This is a genomic window from Dehalococcoides sp. THU4 (genome assembly GCF_043231265.1).
Lineage (GTDB): Bacteria > Chloroflexota > Dehalococcoidia > Dehalococcoidales > Dehalococcoidaceae > Dehalococcoides > Dehalococcoides mccartyi.
The window spans coordinates 1,359,362-1,376,773 of sequence record NZ_CP171266.1; the positions used below are offsets into that span (position 1 = coordinate 1,359,362).

The 17,412-nt window shown below is 44.0% G+C and carries 11 protein-coding genes, 3 tRNA genes, 1 rRNA gene and 2 pseudogenes; 6 read left to right on the forward strand and 11 right to left on the reverse strand.

Going from position 1 to position 17,412, the window contains the following annotated elements; translation table 11 throughout:
* Window positions 1-95: 95 nt before the first annotated feature.
* From ACE6F3_RS07320 to ACE6F3_RS07340, 5 genes are all read right to left on the reverse strand, one after another.
* A complete protein-coding gene (locus ACE6F3_RS07320; RefSeq protein WP_279115538.1) occupies window positions 96-3,872 on the reverse strand; it encodes a PAS domain S-box protein in 3,777 nt (1,258 codons plus the stop codon).
* Between the two features lie 169 nt (window positions 3,873-4,041).
* Window positions 4,042-4,611, reverse strand: a complete 570-nt coding sequence (locus ACE6F3_RS07325; RefSeq protein WP_279115536.1) for a DUF4256 domain-containing protein — start codon at window positions 4,609-4,611, stop codon at window positions 4,042-4,044.
* Window positions 4,612-4,856: 245 nt separating this feature from the next.
* A tRNA-Ile gene (locus tag ACE6F3_RS07330) sits at window positions 4,857-4,933 on the reverse strand.
* A 287-nt stretch (window positions 4,934-5,220) separates the two neighbouring features.
* A 16S ribosomal RNA gene (locus ACE6F3_RS07335) occupies window positions 5,221-6,717 on the reverse strand.
* Window positions 6,718-7,757: 1,040 nt separating this feature from the next.
* Window positions 7,758-9,476 (reverse strand): ATP-binding protein, encoded by a 1,719-nt coding sequence (locus ACE6F3_RS07340; protein WP_279115535.1) that lies wholly within the window; start codon window positions 9,474-9,476, stop codon window positions 7,758-7,760.
* Between the two features lie 674 nt (window positions 9,477-10,150).
* Between ACE6F3_RS07340 and ACE6F3_RS07345 the strand changes: the two genes are divergently transcribed.
* From ACE6F3_RS07345 to ACE6F3_RS07355, 3 genes and pseudogenes are all read left to right on the forward strand, one after another.
* On the forward strand, window positions 10,151-10,360 hold the full coding sequence (locus tag ACE6F3_RS07345; protein ID WP_279115533.1) for an Arm DNA-binding domain-containing protein: 210 nt from the start codon (window positions 10,151-10,153) through the stop codon (window positions 10,358-10,360).
* Window positions 10,361-10,368: 8 nt separating this feature from the next.
* Window positions 10,369-10,446 (forward strand): annotated as a pseudogene (locus ACE6F3_RS07350) (hypothetical protein); the annotation flags it as partial.
* 129 nt (window positions 10,447-10,575) lie between these two features.
* Complete coding sequence (locus tag ACE6F3_RS07355; protein ID WP_279115532.1) at window positions 10,576-11,307, forward strand: site-specific integrase; 732 nt, start codon at window positions 10,576-10,578, stop codon at window positions 11,305-11,307.
* Between the two features lie 77 nt (window positions 11,308-11,384).
* Here the strand turns inward: ACE6F3_RS07355 and ACE6F3_RS07360 are convergent.
* Window positions 11,385-11,461, reverse strand: a tRNA-Glu gene (locus ACE6F3_RS07360).
* 13 nt (window positions 11,462-11,474) lie between these two features.
* Window positions 11,475-11,548 (reverse strand) — tRNA-Gln (locus ACE6F3_RS07365).
* A gap of 350 nt (window positions 11,549-11,898) precedes the next feature.
* On the opposite strand from ACE6F3_RS07365, the gene rnc reads away from it, so the two are divergent.
* The 3 genes and pseudogenes from rnc to ACE6F3_RS07380 all read left to right on the forward strand — a co-directional run bounded on the left by rnc (window position 11,899) and on the right by ACE6F3_RS07380 (window position 13,079).
* Window positions 11,899-12,612 carry a ribonuclease III gene (rnc, locus tag ACE6F3_RS07370; protein WP_171973442.1) on the forward strand — a complete coding sequence of 238 codons (714 nt, stop codon included), beginning with the start codon at window positions 11,899-11,901 and terminating at the stop codon, window positions 12,610-12,612.
* A 29-nt stretch (window positions 12,613-12,641) separates the two neighbouring features.
* The gene (locus tag ACE6F3_RS07375) at window positions 12,642-12,782 is read left to right on the forward strand and encodes a hypothetical protein (protein ID WP_010936721.1); all 141 of its coding nucleotides are present in this window, start codon (window positions 12,642-12,644) and stop codon (window positions 12,780-12,782) included.
* Between the two features lie 21 nt (window positions 12,783-12,803).
* Window positions 12,804-13,079, forward strand: a pseudogene (locus tag ACE6F3_RS07380) (acylphosphatase).
* 25 nt (window positions 13,080-13,104) lie between these two features.
* Here the strand turns inward: ACE6F3_RS07380 and ACE6F3_RS07385 are convergent.
* The 4 genes from ACE6F3_RS07385 to ACE6F3_RS07400 all read right to left on the reverse strand — a co-directional run bounded on the left by ACE6F3_RS07385 (window position 13,105) and on the right by ACE6F3_RS07400 (window position 17,368).
* Window positions 13,105-13,839 (reverse strand): DUF362 domain-containing protein, encoded by a 735-nt coding sequence (locus ACE6F3_RS07385; protein ID WP_010936723.1) that lies wholly within the window; start codon window positions 13,837-13,839, stop codon window positions 13,105-13,107.
* A gap of 536 nt (window positions 13,840-14,375) precedes the next feature.
* Window positions 14,376-15,863: a leucyl aminopeptidase gene (locus ACE6F3_RS07390; protein WP_279115530.1), complete on the reverse strand. Its 1,488-nt coding sequence runs from the start codon at window positions 15,861-15,863 to the stop codon at window positions 14,376-14,378.
* Entirely contained in the window at window positions 15,863-16,465 is a 603-nt protein-coding gene (locus ACE6F3_RS07395; protein WP_279115528.1) for an ATP-binding protein, read from the reverse strand. The genes ACE6F3_RS07390 and ACE6F3_RS07395 overlap by 1 nt, the downstream gene beginning before the upstream one ends.
* Window positions 16,466-16,513: 48 nt before the next feature.
* On the reverse strand, window positions 16,514-17,368 hold the full coding sequence (locus ACE6F3_RS07400; RefSeq protein WP_279115527.1) for a DegV family protein: 855 nt from the start codon (window positions 17,366-17,368) through the stop codon (window positions 16,514-16,516).
* Window positions 17,369-17,412 lie beyond the last annotated feature (44 nt).

Here is a 17,412-nt window from a genome sequence, read left to right on the forward strand (position 1 = left end):
ATGAGGAAATAGCTTTTATTTATATCTTTCCAAAGTAAGCGGAATAAATTTCCAGGGCTTCAGGCCGAAGGGGAATAGCAAAACAGCCGCCGATATCAGTTTGGCTGTGAAAGTATCTTAAGCAGGGTGTCTTTCAAAACGGCTATATTAAAAGGCTTGTTTATACAGGGTATATCATTGGCAACCATAAGCTTGCCGGAGGTATCACCGGTAATAAAAATCACCCGTTTTGCCATCTTGGGCCATTTAGCGGTTATTGCTGAATAAAGCTCCAGACCGCTCATGCCGGGCATGCGTATATCCAGAAGAATAGCATCATATTTATGTTTAGAAATCATCTCCATAGCTTCCTGGGGGGCTTCGCATTCATCTACTTGATAGCCATCTTGGGTAAGCACAATCCGTATCAGTGACCGGATAGCCGGCTCATCATCAACTGCCAGGATAGATGCTTTTTTAGCTAGCTCTATAGCCATGCTATCCTGATTGCTGATAGCAGATTTTTCGTTGGAAAGCTTTATGGGCAATTCCACAATAAATTCAGCCCCTTCACCGGGGATACTTTCTCCCCGGATAGTGCCATCATGTTCCAGTATGATACCGTGAGACAAACTGAGCCCCAAGCCCGAACCTTCACCTGGCTCTTTAGTGGTAAAGAATGGCTGAAAGAGTTTACCCAGTGTCTCGGCGGACATACCCATACCATTATCACGGAAAGACATTCTGATTCTATCCCCTGTCCGGCTGACGGTAATAGTCAGTGTGCCTTTTTCATGGGCTTTTTTCATGGAATATTCGGCATTTAAAATCAGATTCAAAATAACCTGCTGGATTTGGCCGGAATCAACAGTCAGCAGCGGCAGACCGGGTTCATAATGTCTGACTACATCTATGTTGGCTGTTTTCAGCACGTAACTGCGTAATTCCAAAGTATTATCAATAAGTTCGGTAATATTTATACTGCTTCTGACCGGTTTGGATTGGCGGGCAAATGTAAGCATCCGCTTTACAATCTCCACTACCCTTTGACTGCCGGAATTGATTATCTGCAGCTGCTCCATAGCATCAGGCGGCAAATCTTCCCTATCCATAAGGATAGAAGCAAAACCGATTACCCCCGTCAGAGGGTTATTTATCTCATGGGCAATTCCGGCGGCCATTTCGCCTATTGCCGCCAGACGGCTGGACATTTCAGATTGGTGACGCAGTTTTTTCTGTTCTTCCTCCAGCCTCTTGCGTTCGCTTATATCCCTGGCAAGGGTAATAACCGTATGCTTGCCCCCAAACTCAAACATACGCGAGTGCAGTTCAACCGGTATGGTTTCACCTGATTTCGTCTTTAGCGTTTGCTCAGCTACCAGTTCAGAATTTTTTTCTGCCTGACGCATGGTATCTGTAAATACATTAACCGTGGGTATTCCTTTTGAAACCACATCCAGCGGGTTCATCTGCAGCATTTCCTGGCGGCTGTACCCCAGCATAGCCACCGCAGCATCATTCATCTCTATAAATTTGCCGGGTGAATAATCCGCCTCCGGCTGATACACCAGAATGGCATCGGTAACGCTATTAAAAAGCACTTGATAATTCTGCAGGCTTTCGCTCAGGGCTTTTTCAGCCTGTTTGCGCTCTGTAGTATCCCGGATAATATTTATCAGGGTGGTTGTCCCTTCAATATCTGCTCCCCGTGAGCTGACTTCCACCGGGAAAGTGCTGCCGTCTTTACGGCGGTGCATGGTTTCAAAAAGCATGCCATGAGCATAGGCTTGCTCAAACTCAGAGTCACTAAGTATCCTGGCTTGCGGGGCACGCAAATCTTGTATTCTCATTGACAAAAGCTGTTTACGGCTATATCCGTAGGACTTTACAGCCGCGGTATTAGCTTCCAGCAATCGCCCGGTTTGCCTGTCCAGGAACAGGATAATATCCCGGCTGTCTTCGGCAATCAGTTTGTATTTTTGGAGGGCATCTTCGGCTTCTTTACGGGCTGTAATATCTACAATCATAGCCAGATAGTAAAGCAGATTCCCACCGGCATCGCGGATACCGGCTACGGACAGATGCACCCAGAATACACTGCCGCTTTTGTGAATATATCTCTTATCCGTTTCATAACGGCTGATTTCCCTGTTTTTCAGCTGATTCAGATGGATTAAATCTTTAGGCCAATCATCCGGGTGGGTAATATCCCTGACTGACAGATTAGTCAGCTCGTCATCAGAATAATCTAACATTTTACAGAATTTATCATTGACCTGCCGGTATTTGAAGCCCAAATCATATATGGCAGCACCTATAGGAGACTGGTCAAAAGTTGAACGGAATCTGGCTTCGCTTTCACGGAGTAATTCTTCGGCTTGCTTTCTCTTGGTAATATCCTGAATTGTACCGAACACCAAATTCCGCTTGGCATCATACTCTGCTATAGAGTGTACATACAAAATAGCTCCGTCGGTAGGCCGTTTTATTTTAAACTCAATATCATACGGAATAGTATGTTTTATCAGGTCATTCATAGCTTTATCCAGGTCAGACCTGTATTCGGAAAGAGGTATCTGCTGGACAAAAGGAATAGTGATACTCTCGCTCTCTAAGCCATATATTTCTCTGGCACCGGCAGAGGGATATACCAGCCCATTGGCTAAATCAAATTCCCAATAACCGAATCCGGCTACCTGTTCGGCTTTTACCAAACGGCTATGGCTTTGCTCAAGTTCACGGGCGGCCTCTTTACGGCTGGTTATATCCCGGGCCAGAGTAAGCACCGCCGGCTTGCCCTGCAAGTCAAATAAATGGAATGTCATTTCCACCGGAATAGCCTGACCGCATTTGTGCCGCAGGCTGGACTCACGGGTTATTACCTTATGACGGTAAAGTTTATCGGTGGTCTCTTCCAATATAAGGTCTGACGGCAAACTAAAAAACAGCTCTTTTACTGACATTGACAAGAGCTGTTCATGGGTATAGCCGAGCATATCCGAAGCCACTTTATTCAGTTCAATAAACTCATCCGCCCACTTATGGTCGTCAATATAACAGACAAAAGCCGCATCACCTATGCTTTCAAAAAGGGCCTGATATTTCCGCTGGCTTTCCCTGATAGCTTCTTCTGCCAAATGCCTCTGGGTAATATCCTGCAATGTGCAATGGGTTTGTTTAAAATTACCCTTGGTATCACGGGCTATTTTCCCGCTGAATGCTATCAGCACCACTGACCCGTCTTTGCGGTTCATATAAAATTCGGTAGCGGCAGTACCAGTATTTTTGAAAACAGCAAAGCGTTTCTTGAAAAGGTCTATCTGGTCAGGCCGTAAAAAATCACCGAACCAGCGGCCGGCAACTTCTTCTTTGGTGTATCCCATTTCATCCAGCCAGACCTGATTGACCTCTATCAGACGGCCTTCGGAATCCAGTGACTGGTAACCAATGGGGGATTTCTGGTAGAACTCCCGGTAACGTTCTTCAGTTTTGCGCAGCTCTTCTTCCGCCAGTTTGCGCTCGGTGATATCCCGTATATTGCACTGGAGGATTTTATCCTCACCGACATAATAGGTATTACTGGTAAATTCCGCCTGGCGCATTTGGCCGCTTTTTGTCTCAAGGTATACGTCTTCGTGGCGAATACCGCTTTTAGCCTGCAGAACTTCAAATGCTTTGCGGTTGGAAACTATATGATGGAATAGACCAATTTCCCAGAGTTTTTTACCGATAATAGCGTCTGTATCATAACCCAGCATCTCAAACAAAAAGGGGTTGGCATCAGTTATTTTGCCGGATTCGGCATCAATAATAAGAATACCGTCTTGAGCCGTTTCGAAAAGGCGGCGATATCGCAGTTCTGAAACTTCCGGATTCGGCCTTTTGTTATTCATTTATACCCACCCTACCCGCAGGAATATAGGATCTGATGATTTAAGGTAACCCCAAAGGCGTTTATACCCGCCGCCACACTATACTCCATCTTCACAGTATTACTTTACCTTGTAACATTTCCGCTGTCCATGAAAATTATATCTTCCTTTCCGGCCAAACGGATAACACCTAAACCCTAAGCAACCCCCTGAATCCTCTGGAGGCATACCATGAGATTGCGCCGTTATGAAACACAAACACATGGCCGTAACGGCAATCAGCAAAAATAGCCCCGCCCAGTTTCCGGATATCCGCCGGAGTTTTTAACCAGCTTTCAGTCTTGGTATCAAAACTGCCGGATTTTTGCAATGTGCGGTACTGTTCCTCGGTTAAAAGTTCAATCCCCATCTCAGTTGCCATATCAACAGCATTCCCGCCCGGTGCCGGCCGCTTAGCTGCCGCCGCACTGTCGTAACACACTTTTCGGCGTCCTTCCGGGCTTTGGGGCGAACAATCATAGAACAAATATTCACCTGTACTTTTATCATAATCAATAACATCCGGCTCACCGCCGGTTCTTTCCATCTCACCCAATGACCACAATTTAAGGTTATCTGCCTTAAGCTTTTCTTGCACCTTAGCCCAAACAATGCCTTCGTGGCGGTGTATATTTTGCTCAAAACGCCCTTTAAGCAGGCCAAGTAATTTAGCCTGTTCTTCCGGAGATAATACTTTTTCTGAACCTTCATTACTTATCATACTGTTATATTACCTCTGGCAATCAGTCTTTTTAAAGTAAATATTTTCATTTCACAAAGATTTTTTGCCCGCTCAATAACCCGGTAAATACTAAACTATACCAATTTGCAGCACAGGGTATTCACATAAAATGGGATAATAGACATTATCTTCCTGCTTCTTTATAAAAAAACCGGTTCTCTTGCGAAAAACCGGTTTATCAGCAGGTAATCTTGTTCGTTTGATTATGCTAAGTTTTAGCTTTATGGTGGGCCATCTTGGTCTCGAACCAAGGACCTCAGTCTTATCAGGACTGCGCTCTAACCAGCTGAGCTAATGGCCCGATTGATAACAACAGACAGATTGGGTATCTTCGAAATACTACCCGAAAAACGTCAATATAATATAGCAAACAGGACGCTTAGCGCAAGTCCTTCAGCCCAAAATGCCTAACAAAACCTACATGAGTTTCAAAGCGGGATAGATACAGGTTGGCAATCAGGAGAAAGTAATTTCTATCCCCTTATAACACTAACACCTTAACCCCTGGATAGCGGAAAGAAAAGAGAAGTATCCGTTTTAAGTCGGATATCGACCTAGGTTAATAGGCACGAGGCCAATTATCCTTAGAAAGGAGGTGATCCAGCCGCAGCTTCCGCTACGGCTACCTTGTTACGACTTCGTCCCAATTACCAGTCCCACCCTCGGCGACTGCCTCCTTGCGGTTGGCACATCGACTTCAAGTGTTACCGGCTTTCATGACGTGACGGGCGGTGTGTACAAGGCCCGAGAACGTATTCACCGCACCTTGCTGATATGCGGTTACTAGCAACTCCAACTTCATGCAGGCGGGTTTCAGCCTGCAATCCGAACTGAGGACAGCTTTGGGGATTAGCTCCAGTTCACACTGTTGCAACCTATTGTTCTGTCCATTGTAGCGTGTGTGTAGCCCAAGATATAAAGGCCATGCTGACTTGACGTCATCCCCACCTTCCTCCCCGTTTCGCGGGGCAGTCTCGCTAGAAAATTTAACTAGCAACAAGGGTTGCGCTCGTTGCAGGACTTAACCAAACACCTCACGGCACGAGCTGACGACAGCCATGCAGCACCTGTGCAAACTCCTGACTTAACAGGTCGTTTCCCTTTCGGTTCACTACTTCATGCATGTCAAATCTTGGTAAGGTTCTTCGTGTAGCATCGAATTAAACCACACGCTCCGCTGCTTGTGCGGGCCCCCGTCAATTCCTTTGAGTTTTAGCCTTGCGACCGTACTCCCCAGGCGGGACACTTAAAGCGTTAGCTTCGGCACAGAGAGGGTCGATACTCCCTATACCTAGTGTCCATAGTTTAAGGCGTGGACTACCAGAGTATCTAATTCTGTTCGCTCCCCACGCTTTCGAGCCTCAGTGTCAGTGACAACCTAGAAAACCGCCTTCGCCTCTGGTGTTCCTCCCGATATCTACGCATTTTACCACTACACCGGGAATTCCGTTTTCTCCTGCTGTACTCTAGTCCAACAGTATTGAATGACACGTCCCGGTTAAGCCGGGAAATTTCACATCCAACTTGAAAGACCACCTACGCTCACTTTACGCCCAATAAATCCGGATAACGCTTGCTTCCTACGTATTACCGCGGCTGCTGGCACGTAGTTAGCCGAAGCTTATTCCACAGGTACCGTCATTATTCTTCCCTGTGAAAAGAGGTTTACAACCCGAAAGCCTTCATCCCTCACGCGGCGTTGCTGGGTCAGGCTTTCGCCCATTGCCCAAGATTCCTTGCTGCTGCCTCCCGTAGGAGTCTGGGCCGTGTCTCAGTCCCAGTGTGGCTGATCATCCTCTCAGACCAGCTACCGATCGAAGCCTTGGTAGGCCATTACCCCACCAACTAGCTAATCGGACGCAAGCCCCTCACCAAGCACCTTGCGGCTTTAATGAACCGACTTATGTCAGCCCATCACATGCGGTATTACCTTCAGTTTCCCGAAGCTATCCCCCACTTAGAGGTAGGTTACTTACGCGTTACTCACCCGTTTGCCACTATCTTAATTGCTTAAGACCGTTCGACTTGCATGCATAAGGCACGCCGCTAGCGTTCATCCTGAGCCAGGATCAAACTCTCCAAGCTCAATAATAATTACTAGTGTATTGTTTTAAAACTTTTCTTTCCGCTATCCAGTTGTTAAGGTGCATTAGTTCCAGACAAAGAGAGATAGTATCACATTCCATTACTCTCTGTCAAGGAAAAACCCCAGCCTGTTGAAGGCTTTTGTGGAGTTGTTTACCGTGTAACCTGTCTTTTAAGGTGGCCGTTTTTATTCGGCAATCAATTTCAACGTGGGAGAGTATATCATAGGGTTTAGGGGAAAGCAAATCCCTTTTTAGCTTTGGAGGGGGGTATTTTTTAAAATATTTGGCATATTTTTTGTTATTTTTGCCCATCTGTCATATAACCTGGCATACATATGCTGGTCACGCAGTGTACCCTTAAAGATTTCTTTGGTGTGACGTGGCCCGTGTGGACCCCAAAATTTATCAAATTTATTTTTTGCCTAGTTTAAAAATAAGCTCGGGCTGCACTTATTAAATAAGCAACTCAAAAAGGCAGAAAGTTACTTTTATTCCGGCATCCTGGCTTGAAATGAGAAATAAATAACAGCAAACAGGTAAAAATAAAGCCCTCTTCAAAACTTTTCAGCTTTGTGAAAGGGCTTTAACTATCTATTGGTAGCGCATACCGGATTTGCCAAAAGTCATGTTATTTGGTACTTTTACGTTCATTTTGGTGTTTCTCAATAAAATGGCAAATTGTCATTCTATTCGTAAAGTAACGTTTTGTACCACCCTGTGTTTTTTAATCCGTTAGCAAATGGTTAGCAAAATCATATTCAGTTTTCACTTAAATAAGCGTGACTTATACTTCTATTATTGCAATACCAACACGTACTTTGTGTAACACAAAATCCCAGTATGTAAGTAACCCCTTATGCCAACAAAGCTATGCGTTGACATTATCGTTGTTATGGACTAGGAAAGAAGGAGGGGGTAAGGGGATAATGGATTTTACGAATACCCTACGACCTTTCTATGCATTCCAAAAACCCAAAGTTATGGGCAATTAAATATGTGTTCTCTGCTGTCTTATATCTTTAAACTAAGTATTAACGATTATTGCGGTGCTTTAAATTCAATACCGAGGCGCTCTTTCAAAAATTCTTTCATTCGTATTACCTGGACTTTTGTTGCTTTGCTTTGTGAATCTAAAAAATAAGTATGATGGCCATTCTCAGTGTTTACTTTCAATTCTCTCTTATCGTTCTCTTCAATACCTTCCAATTGTTGATTTGGCAGGAGGTTCTTTGAAAAATCCCAACATACTATCCATCTTAAGTACTTAAAGGCATGGTTAAATCTTTTATAGGAAAGTGTATGTTTAAGTTCTATATACCAATAGAGTGGTTCGTGTATATGTCCATCTCGATTTTTTGCGATTATATCAATTCCTCTATTCGTATTATAATCACAAGGATCAAATTCGAAGATTTCAGGATGCATAGTATGAATAATTATTAGTAAACTAAATAATTCGGACTCATTTTTGGGTTCTAATAACTGTCGCCCTTCTAATACTGCGACTTTACGATTTGAAATAACTTTAAGCCGTTGTTCATATTCAGTTTTTTCCTGTGCAAGAGTACGAGATTCAGCTTGCCATTCTCTTAATGTATACAGGCCTTTATTACGCAACTCTTTATCTACAGTTTCAATATGTTCTTTTAAACGTTCTTTTAATTCTTCCAATATCCCTGGATCAGTATTCGCGATGTCTCCGCGATTGGCTGTTAGCCTGAGAGATTGACAATTAATAAAACCATGTAGATATGTAAATGCATTCGAACCTGAACCAAAACCACTTATCCAATCATTTACTCTGGTGATGGGAATGTAATCTTTGCATAACCAAATACCATATCTATCACCAACTCTGTATCGATTACTACCGGATCTAATTCGTTCGCCAAGTAATGCATTATATTGGCGTTTGACAGAATCTCCTTCAACTGAAATTACTGCGTCATAGGTTACTTCAGGGTGTTTTTCTAACTGTTGATCTTGCCAAATATATCTTTTAACATACCAATCCGCAGCCTCAGCACCTTTTTCTTTGAATAAAGCATTTATGTCTTGGTTTTCTGGTGGAAAAAGATGCCCAAATACTATTGTTTGAAACTCTCCTCGACCCAAACATTTAAGATAGACTTTAAAATTGGAATTGTCAGTAATCCCAAATATATGTTCTATTGAGCCAGCTTTAGTGAACCATTGAATATAATCAGTAACAAACTCTTGTGTAAATTTAGAACGCTCATTATCATTGTAACCTATAATTGTAATCTCAGTACCTGTGTAATCCTGATACTTGCTAATAGTTCTGGTTTCAGGTTTGTGCAATCTTTTAGCTGACAAATCGCTCATAGGTTTATTACATCTTGATTCAAGCGCATATTCTGAGCATTGTGTGCGGACTATTACAGATTCTGATCTTAAATATATTTTGGTTCCATGTCCCTTTTCACCGATTGCATCAGCTTTTTCTCTAAATTGCGAATATCCTAAACCCCAAAAATCTCTGTGCAGTATTTCCTCTGTCATTCCTGTTCCATTATCACTAATAACAACTACTAATCGGGTATTTCCTTCAACCGGTTTTACATCAAAACTAATGCGGACCCAAGTAGCCTTAGCATCAAATGCATTTGATATTGCTTCTCTGATTAGTTCTAACGGGTTACCAAAGTCATGCAAAATTTCATAAAATTCAGCCTCCGAATTAACCTTCGGCACTATATGCTGCCATTCACTTTGGATTTCTGTATCGTCGATCATGACTTATATATCCTCTTTGTTATTTAAATATACAATTAGGATATAGTGTACTCTACCAGTTTATAGTACACAATATATTTAATTAATTCTTTAGTAGGTACTAACTTTTATATTCAAACTACACTAGTCGGTAAGTGCCCTCTGTAATAGTCACTGACCGTATGTGATTTATACAATCATAAATTATCGATCAATTCATGTATTGAGTCCTCCTCTTGGCTATTTAAGATTGCGTGCAGTTGTGGGTAATATATCAAGTATAGGGGGGCGACGACGGGCCCTGCCCCACCCCGCCGTCTTTTTCTTTCTTCTAGGGTAATTGGCAAGGGACTGGTAACGGCTATCAATTGTTTGCTCAGCTTCGCTTTCGCCTTGAGTACCTCAACAGCTCTTTGACCTGTTTCAGCCCTCAAGTTCAAATCACCTTTACTCCCTTGTAGGTCTTTTCTTATCATAAGCATCAAATGCTAAACTGGCGTTTGCTCTCACGCCATACCCATAAAGGCATGAGAGCTACACCTAGCCATTTTCCAGGCATTTGCACACTTATCCCTCTGTCAATAAGGTTTTCCTTCTCAAGGGATTTCAAACTGCAAAGACTTGAGCAAATATTTGAGTAGTGTTAAAGTTTGCCTCAAGTTTAGTCAAAATAATAGCCAGAAAAGAGATTCTCTATGCGAGGACATATAACTAAAAGAAGCAAAGATAGCTACTCCATTGTGCTCGAACTAGATAAAGACCCTGTCACTGGAAAACGTAAACAACAGTGGATAACAGTAATAGGCACTAAGAAAAATGCTGAGAAAAAACTCTCTGAGTTACTCTCACAAATTGATACTGGCTCTTTTATTAAACCAGGTAAACAACCGTCAGGGAATACCTAATAAGGTGGCTGGATGATTACGCAAAAGTTAATCTATCTCCCCGCAGCTTCGAGAGGTATTCAGGCATTATTATCAAACATCTAATACCGGATTTCGGGAGACTCACCCTAACACAATTAAAACCAGAACACCTTCAAAGACATTACACAACTAAACTAAGAGAAGGACTCAGTGCAAGAACTGTAAGATATCATCATGCCATAATTCATTCTTCCTTGCAGACGGCTGTTAAATGGGGGTTAGTAGCTCGTAATGTAGCTGATGCAGTTGAACCACCAAGAATACAAAGAACAGAAATGCAGATTTGGAATGAAGAGGAAATAAATATCTTTTTAGAAAACTTAAAAGATAGCCCATATTATGCTTTATTTTACACAGCTCTTTTCACAGGCATGAGGCGATCCGAATTATTAGCTTTAAGATGGCAAGATATAGATCTAATTTTGGGACAAATTCATGTAAACCGCAGTTTACATCACCTCAAAAACGGAACTTATATCTTCTCACAACCAAAGTCAGCAAAAAGTAGTCGAACGATAGCTCTTACTCCATCGACAATAATAACTCTCAGGGAATATCAACAAAAGCAAAAATTAGAGAGAGCAATGTTTAATTTTCCATTCTCAGATGAAAGTTTAATTTTTAGTGATATAGAGGGAAAGCCATTTCGTCCTAACACTATAACCAGAGCTTGGACTACTCAAGCAAATAAGTGCGGATTAAGCCCTATACGCTTCCACGATGCCAGACATACACACGCTTCGCTAATGCTAAAACAAGGTATACACCCGAAAGTAGTCCAGGAGAGATTAGGCCATTCTAGCATTCAAATGACTATTGATACTTATAGCCATATTGCGCCTGGCATCCAAGAAGCAGCTGCTAACCGTTTTGATGAAATGTTAAATCGTACACCAGAAAATACATCCTCAGAAACAATCCGTTAGCAATTCGTTAGCAAACAGGTAAAAACAAAGCCCTCTTCCAAACTTTTTAGCTTTGAAAAAGGGCTTCTAATGACTATTGGTAGCGCATACCGGATTCGAACCGGTGATCTCGTCCTTGAGAGGGACGCGTCCTGGGCCGCTAGACGAATGCGCCGTAAAGAACGAAATGGCTGGGGAAGAAGGATTCGAACCTTCCCATACGGATTCAGAGTCCGCTGTCCTACCGCTAGACGATTCCCCAACATGCACACGGATTATACAGTGAACCAAGCTGCAAAACAATGCCGCATCAATATTAAAAAGTGCGGCATTGTTTTGCAAAAACTATCTTATGAAATAGGGGTAATTGCAGGAGGCATATAAAGGAAGCCATAGAAAATAACTAAACTTATGCCAAAGCAACAAAACAGGAAGGCTAAGATGAAAGCTATGACGCCGGCATTCTCTAATAGTTTACTCATTCCGTTTCCTATCTCCTATATACATTTTTATATCAGGACTATCATAAATGCTTTTTAATTTTAAGTCAAGAAAACCCTGCATTTGTTCCTGCTTGACATGTATTTGCCGAATGGCATAATCTTATCTGAAATGTTAGATTTAACTGAACTTGAAAAATCCCTGGGAGTAAAGTTTGAAAATCTGTCCCTTTTGGAGCAGGCACTCATACATACTTCATGGGTAAACGAAAACCCAAACCACTTAAGCGGCTCTAACGAAAGAATGGAATTTCTGGGTGATGCCGTACTGGGTGTAATATTTGCAGACCGGCTTTACCATGATTTTCCTGATATTCAGGAAGGTGACCTGACCCGTTTCCGTTCCCTGCTGGTGCGGCGGGAAAGTCTGGTAAGGGTAGCTTTGGGCATCAATCTTGGCAAATACCTCTATTTGGGGCGGGGTGAAGATGCCTCCAAGGGGCGTTTTAAGCCGGCTAATCTGGCGGGTGCATTTGAAGCCGTGCTGGCAGCCATATATCTGGATAAAGGCATAGATGCAACCAGGGAAGTTATCTTCCGCCTTTTTAAGACCGAAATGGAACGGGTGCAAACCCTGAGTTCCAACATTGATTACAAATCACGCCTGCAGGAGCTTGTTCAAGCCCAATTTCAGCTTACACCCCGCTACCGCATTATAGATTTCAGCGGGCCGGAACATAACCGTCTGTTTATAGCCGAAGTCTATACCGAAGACAAAGTACTGGCGGAAGGTTCGGGGCGCAGCAAAAAAGAAGCCGAAACCAGCGCCGCCAAAGAAGCCTTGCAGCAGTTTGAAAACAGCTTTACAGCCGAAGATAACATTTGATAAACTTTTAGCATTGTAGGAGGACACGTATGGGTGGCAGAGATTTTCAATCACGCGAGACCAAAAAACAGAAGAAAGATTCCAAAAAACCGGCAGTTTCGGGTGAGTTTTTCCAGCCGAATGTAGAACCGGAAGTAGTCCGCAAAAAGAAGAAAAACAAGGATATATAACTTGGGATACGGGGTTCAGGCGTGCATTGTCTGAAAGCGGTTGTCAAAGGGAAAGTTCAGGGAGTTTACTTCAGGGATTTTACCCGGACACAAGCCATACGTCTGGGGCTTTGCGGATACGCCCAAAACCTTGAGAGCGGCACTGACATGGAAGTGATAGCCGAAGGAGACAAAGATATTCTGCTTTAATTTCTAAAACTGCTCCGCTCCGGCCCTCCCCATGCTGAGGTTCAAGAAGTGGAAGTAAGCTGGTCAAGCACAAACGGCAACTACGGTGATTTCCACATCAAATACTAAACCGAATAAATAAAAATCAAGGGTTTTAAGTCCAGCGTTCCAGTTCAACGCTGGACGTTTTTATTAACTCCAGATAATCTGTTTTTATATTAAGCGTACGTGAAACTTCGGTATCCACTTCATAAGGTTCACCCGCAAATATCTTGCCCACGTGCTCAATCTCGCCCTTAGTGGGGTCACCATGACTGGTAAATTTCTGGGTGGCCTCTATGATGCCCATATCAAAGGGCAACGTAAAGTAAAGGTCAGATAAAACCTTTTCAATACCCTGATTATAAAGCGCGTCCCAGCCTGTTTTGCCGCTGCCATATTTGCTGGAAGGCAGTACCGGCAGCAGATTTGAGATTGAGAAGTTGCCCTTGCCGTTTATAACCTGCAACGGGGTAACACTTATCAGAAAATCACTGGATAAGATAACATTTGGCACCCAAAAGGTAGGTATAACCAGAGGCTTGTTAAGCGGGTTATCCACCTCAACCCAGGTGCAATCATTTACGTCCAGCAGGACCACCCTTTGAAAATCATACGAAAGAGATTTATAAATACTCTTCATGGGCGCACCGCCGGGTGCTCCCTCCAGTATGATAATATCCGCATCGCTTAGCTTGCGTATTCCGGCTATGATTTTGGAGATGAGCTCACGGCTGGTACTCACCGGATACTGCACCGGATAATGGGCACAAGGCTTTATCAGGACTCTTCTGGCACGGGAAAGTATTTCCGGTGCTTTAAAATTATATTCGGAAGCATTGTATATCAAGAATGTACTCCTGGTTCATCATAATAAGTAAAATGGCATCTTAATATTTGGTTATCTTGGGTTAAACTGCGGCTAATATCCTGCAGGTGAATGGAGCAGGTCAAAATGCCCCCACCTGAAGAACACCCCCGACTTGCCGGCTTGGTAAGTCACAAATCGGATACCCCTATTCAGCCCGATACTAAAGCATAAAACCGATGCCTTTATCCCGGCTAAAAAATACTCCACCAGAGTTTTTACCCGGTTAAGCATCGGCTGTCAGCTTAGCCATATTGCAGCTTTTTCACAGATATTAAAACCCCCGGCCTATGTAATAGCAGCCCAATAACAAATAATCCGCCTCCAACCACAAAAACAACTTTGGCAAAACCAAAATTGCAGAATCTTGAGGCATATTATTCACCCTGGGCTAAACCCGGCCAGGATAATCTGTCCTGATGCAAGAGAGGGCAGTACATTGCTTGCAAAAACCAACCCTCATTTGCAACCCATTCATTTTAGCACAAAAGTCAAGGTTTTCAGCCATATATTTATAATTATTTTGCAGTATTTACTGCCAAACGTATCAGAGTAGCTACAGATGCTCCTGAACCGCCCTTGACCCGGTAACCGCTGTCCTTATCAAGATAGGCCGTGCCGGCAATATCCAAATGCACCCAGGGTGTATCTTGCACAAATTCTTCCAGAAACAAAGCCGCCGTGCTGGCACCGGCAACCGCACCACCCACATTTTTTATATCGGCCACATCGCTCTTTATCATTTCTCTATACTCTTCAAAAGTGGGCAGCTGCCAGATGCATTCGCCCGCCTGTTTGGCAGCAGATACAACCCCGGCATAAAAGTCATCATTATTGGTAAAACCGCCGCTGCAGGCACTGCCGAATACACGTGAGCAGGCACCGGTAAGGGTGGCAATATCTACTATTTGTTTAGCCCCCTGCCGGCAGGCATAATCAAGGGCATCAGCCAGTATCAGCCGCCCCTCAGCGTCAGTAGAATGGATTTCTACCGTCTTTCCGCTGGCCATCCGCAGAACATCACCCGGCTTGATAGCACAGCCGCTGGGCATGTTTTCAGTAGCCGGCACAATACCCATAATATTTACCGCCGGCTTCAGCTTAGCAATAGCCCCCATAGATGTAATCACGGCCGCCCCGCCGGACATATCCGACTTCATTTCCCACATTTTATCCGAGGGTTTCAGGGATATGCCGCCTGAATCAAAGGTAATAGCTTTACCCACGTAAGCCAAATCAATTTCATCACTATCACGCCCGGTATATTTGAGGACAATAAATTTGGGTGCCTGACATGAGCCTTGCCCCACTCCCAGCACGCCACCCATGCCTTTTTCAAGCAGTTGGGATTCATTAAATATCTGGCAGCCAAGGCCTGTAGATTCGGCCAAACGCTGTGCAAAATCTGCCAAATCAGTAGGGGTCATGTTGCTGGAAGGTTCGTTTATAAGGTCACGGGCAGAACAGACCGCTTCGGCTACAATCTGCCCCCTGATAAGCCCTTGTGAGGCGCTGGCCAGGTCAGCATTGTCCCCCAGTACCAGTTTAACTTCATCAATCACCCCGTTTTCATTGCCGCTGGTAAAATACTTGCGGAAACGGTAACTGCCCATAAGTGCACCGCCAACCGCTGTTTCAGCCAGCACATCTGCCGCAAGCGGAAGCTCGCCTAACCAGATAGCAATATTCTTGAAAGCCTTTTTGGATAAAGCCCTTGCAAGCTCACCCACAGACTTACGGAGTTCGTCTGGCCCGAATTTATCAGCTTTTCCCAAACCGAATACGGCCAAATAGCGAACAGGTAGATTGCCCAGCGTATTTATCAGATAAAGCTCTCCTGTTTTGCCCTTGAGCTCGGTTTTATCCTTCATTTCAGCCAAGCTGCCCCCCAGCTTGGCATCCAGTTCTTTAAGTTCAAAACTCAAATCCTGTCCTTCAAAAACAGGCATTGCCAAAACATCAGCCGTAATTGACCGGGGGTTTTGCTGAATGACTTTTATTTCCATTATCTGCACTCCTCTTGTGAAATATAGTTTTTTACATCTTTTATTAGATACTCCAGCACCGGCTGAAAGTCAGACTCACTCTTTATACGATAACATTTACCGGAAACAGGCTCAAACTTCGGCCTCAGCTGCAGGTAAATCTCCCAGTCCGCATCAGAGCGGGATGTACCCTGCCGTATCCGCTCGTTCAGGTGTTTTTTGATAATCTCCGGAGGCAAATCAATCTCTACAACAAAATTTCCGACTCCCGCCCCGGAGGCAATCTTATATAAAGGTTCGCGGTCTTTAGCGGTCAGGCTGGTAGCATCCAGCACCAGAGATACTTTCTGCTTTAGCAGTTTGGCCATAAGCGTATGCACTGCCGTAAAAACTCTGGTATGCTCAGTATCAGTATAAACCGGTTGTGTTACCAGAGTTTTACGCAAAGCGTCACTCTCCAGTACCACAGCCGGTATGTGTTCTACAAAATGCTTTGCAAAGGTACTTTTACCTGTTCCCGGCAGCCCGACAAGTATAAGCAGAAACGGGCATTTCTCCGGCGGAGGCAACTTCCCCAAACTGGACAGCAATAATCCGGTATCATTTTCAGACGCAAACAGCATAATAACTAAACATTATATTCCAAAAAAACTGAAAAACCCAGACAGTTTTCAAGCCTCGTAAAAAGCTATTCCGACTACCCCCGGACCGGTATGCACCCCCATCACCGGGGTAAATTCCATCAGCAAAATTTCTGCCTGAGGATATTTTTCCTTTATGCTCTGTTCCAGGCTGTGTGCCCGTTCCAGGGCATCAGCGTGCATTACCGCCGCTGTGAGTTTCCCTTTGCCCTTTACATGCTCGGTCATCAAGTCCAGTATATTCTGCAAAGCTTTTTCAGCAGTCCGCGGCAGAGCTATAGTCTGGGCATCCCCGTTCCGCAGCGTAAAAACCGGCTTTATCTGAAGTACAGAATCTGCCAGAGCCGCTATTTTGGGAATACGCCCGCCTCTAATCAAATAATCAAAGGTATCCAAAGTGGCATACAGATATACCCTCTGCATCAGGGTATTTACCTGGGCAACCAGATTATTCAGGCTTTTGCCGGATTCAGCATGGCGGGCGGCTTCCAGAACTACCAAGCCTAAACCGGCAGCCGCTGTTTCGCAGGGAATTACTTTTATGCAAAGGTTTTTCTGCTTTTCCAGTACCTGCATGGCCGCCAGCTGGGCGGCATTGAACATACCCGAAAACCGCACCGGCTCGGTAATGCACAATATCTGGTCAGTTCTGGACGCCAAACGGCTGAAGGCTTCAATATAAGGGCCCGGCACCGAACCAATAGTTTTAGCGGTCAGGGGAGATTCTTTGAGCATCCGGTAAAAGCGGCCCAGCTCTAGTTCGTTATCGGGATAAACCTTGCCATCTATCACTACGTCTATCGGGATAACTTCTATCTGGTATTTCCGGACAAGTTCGGAGGGTATACAGGCAGTGGTATCGGTTACTATGGCTACGTTAGCCATATTTCACCTCTCATCAGCTACAGTATGTAACTTATTATACACAT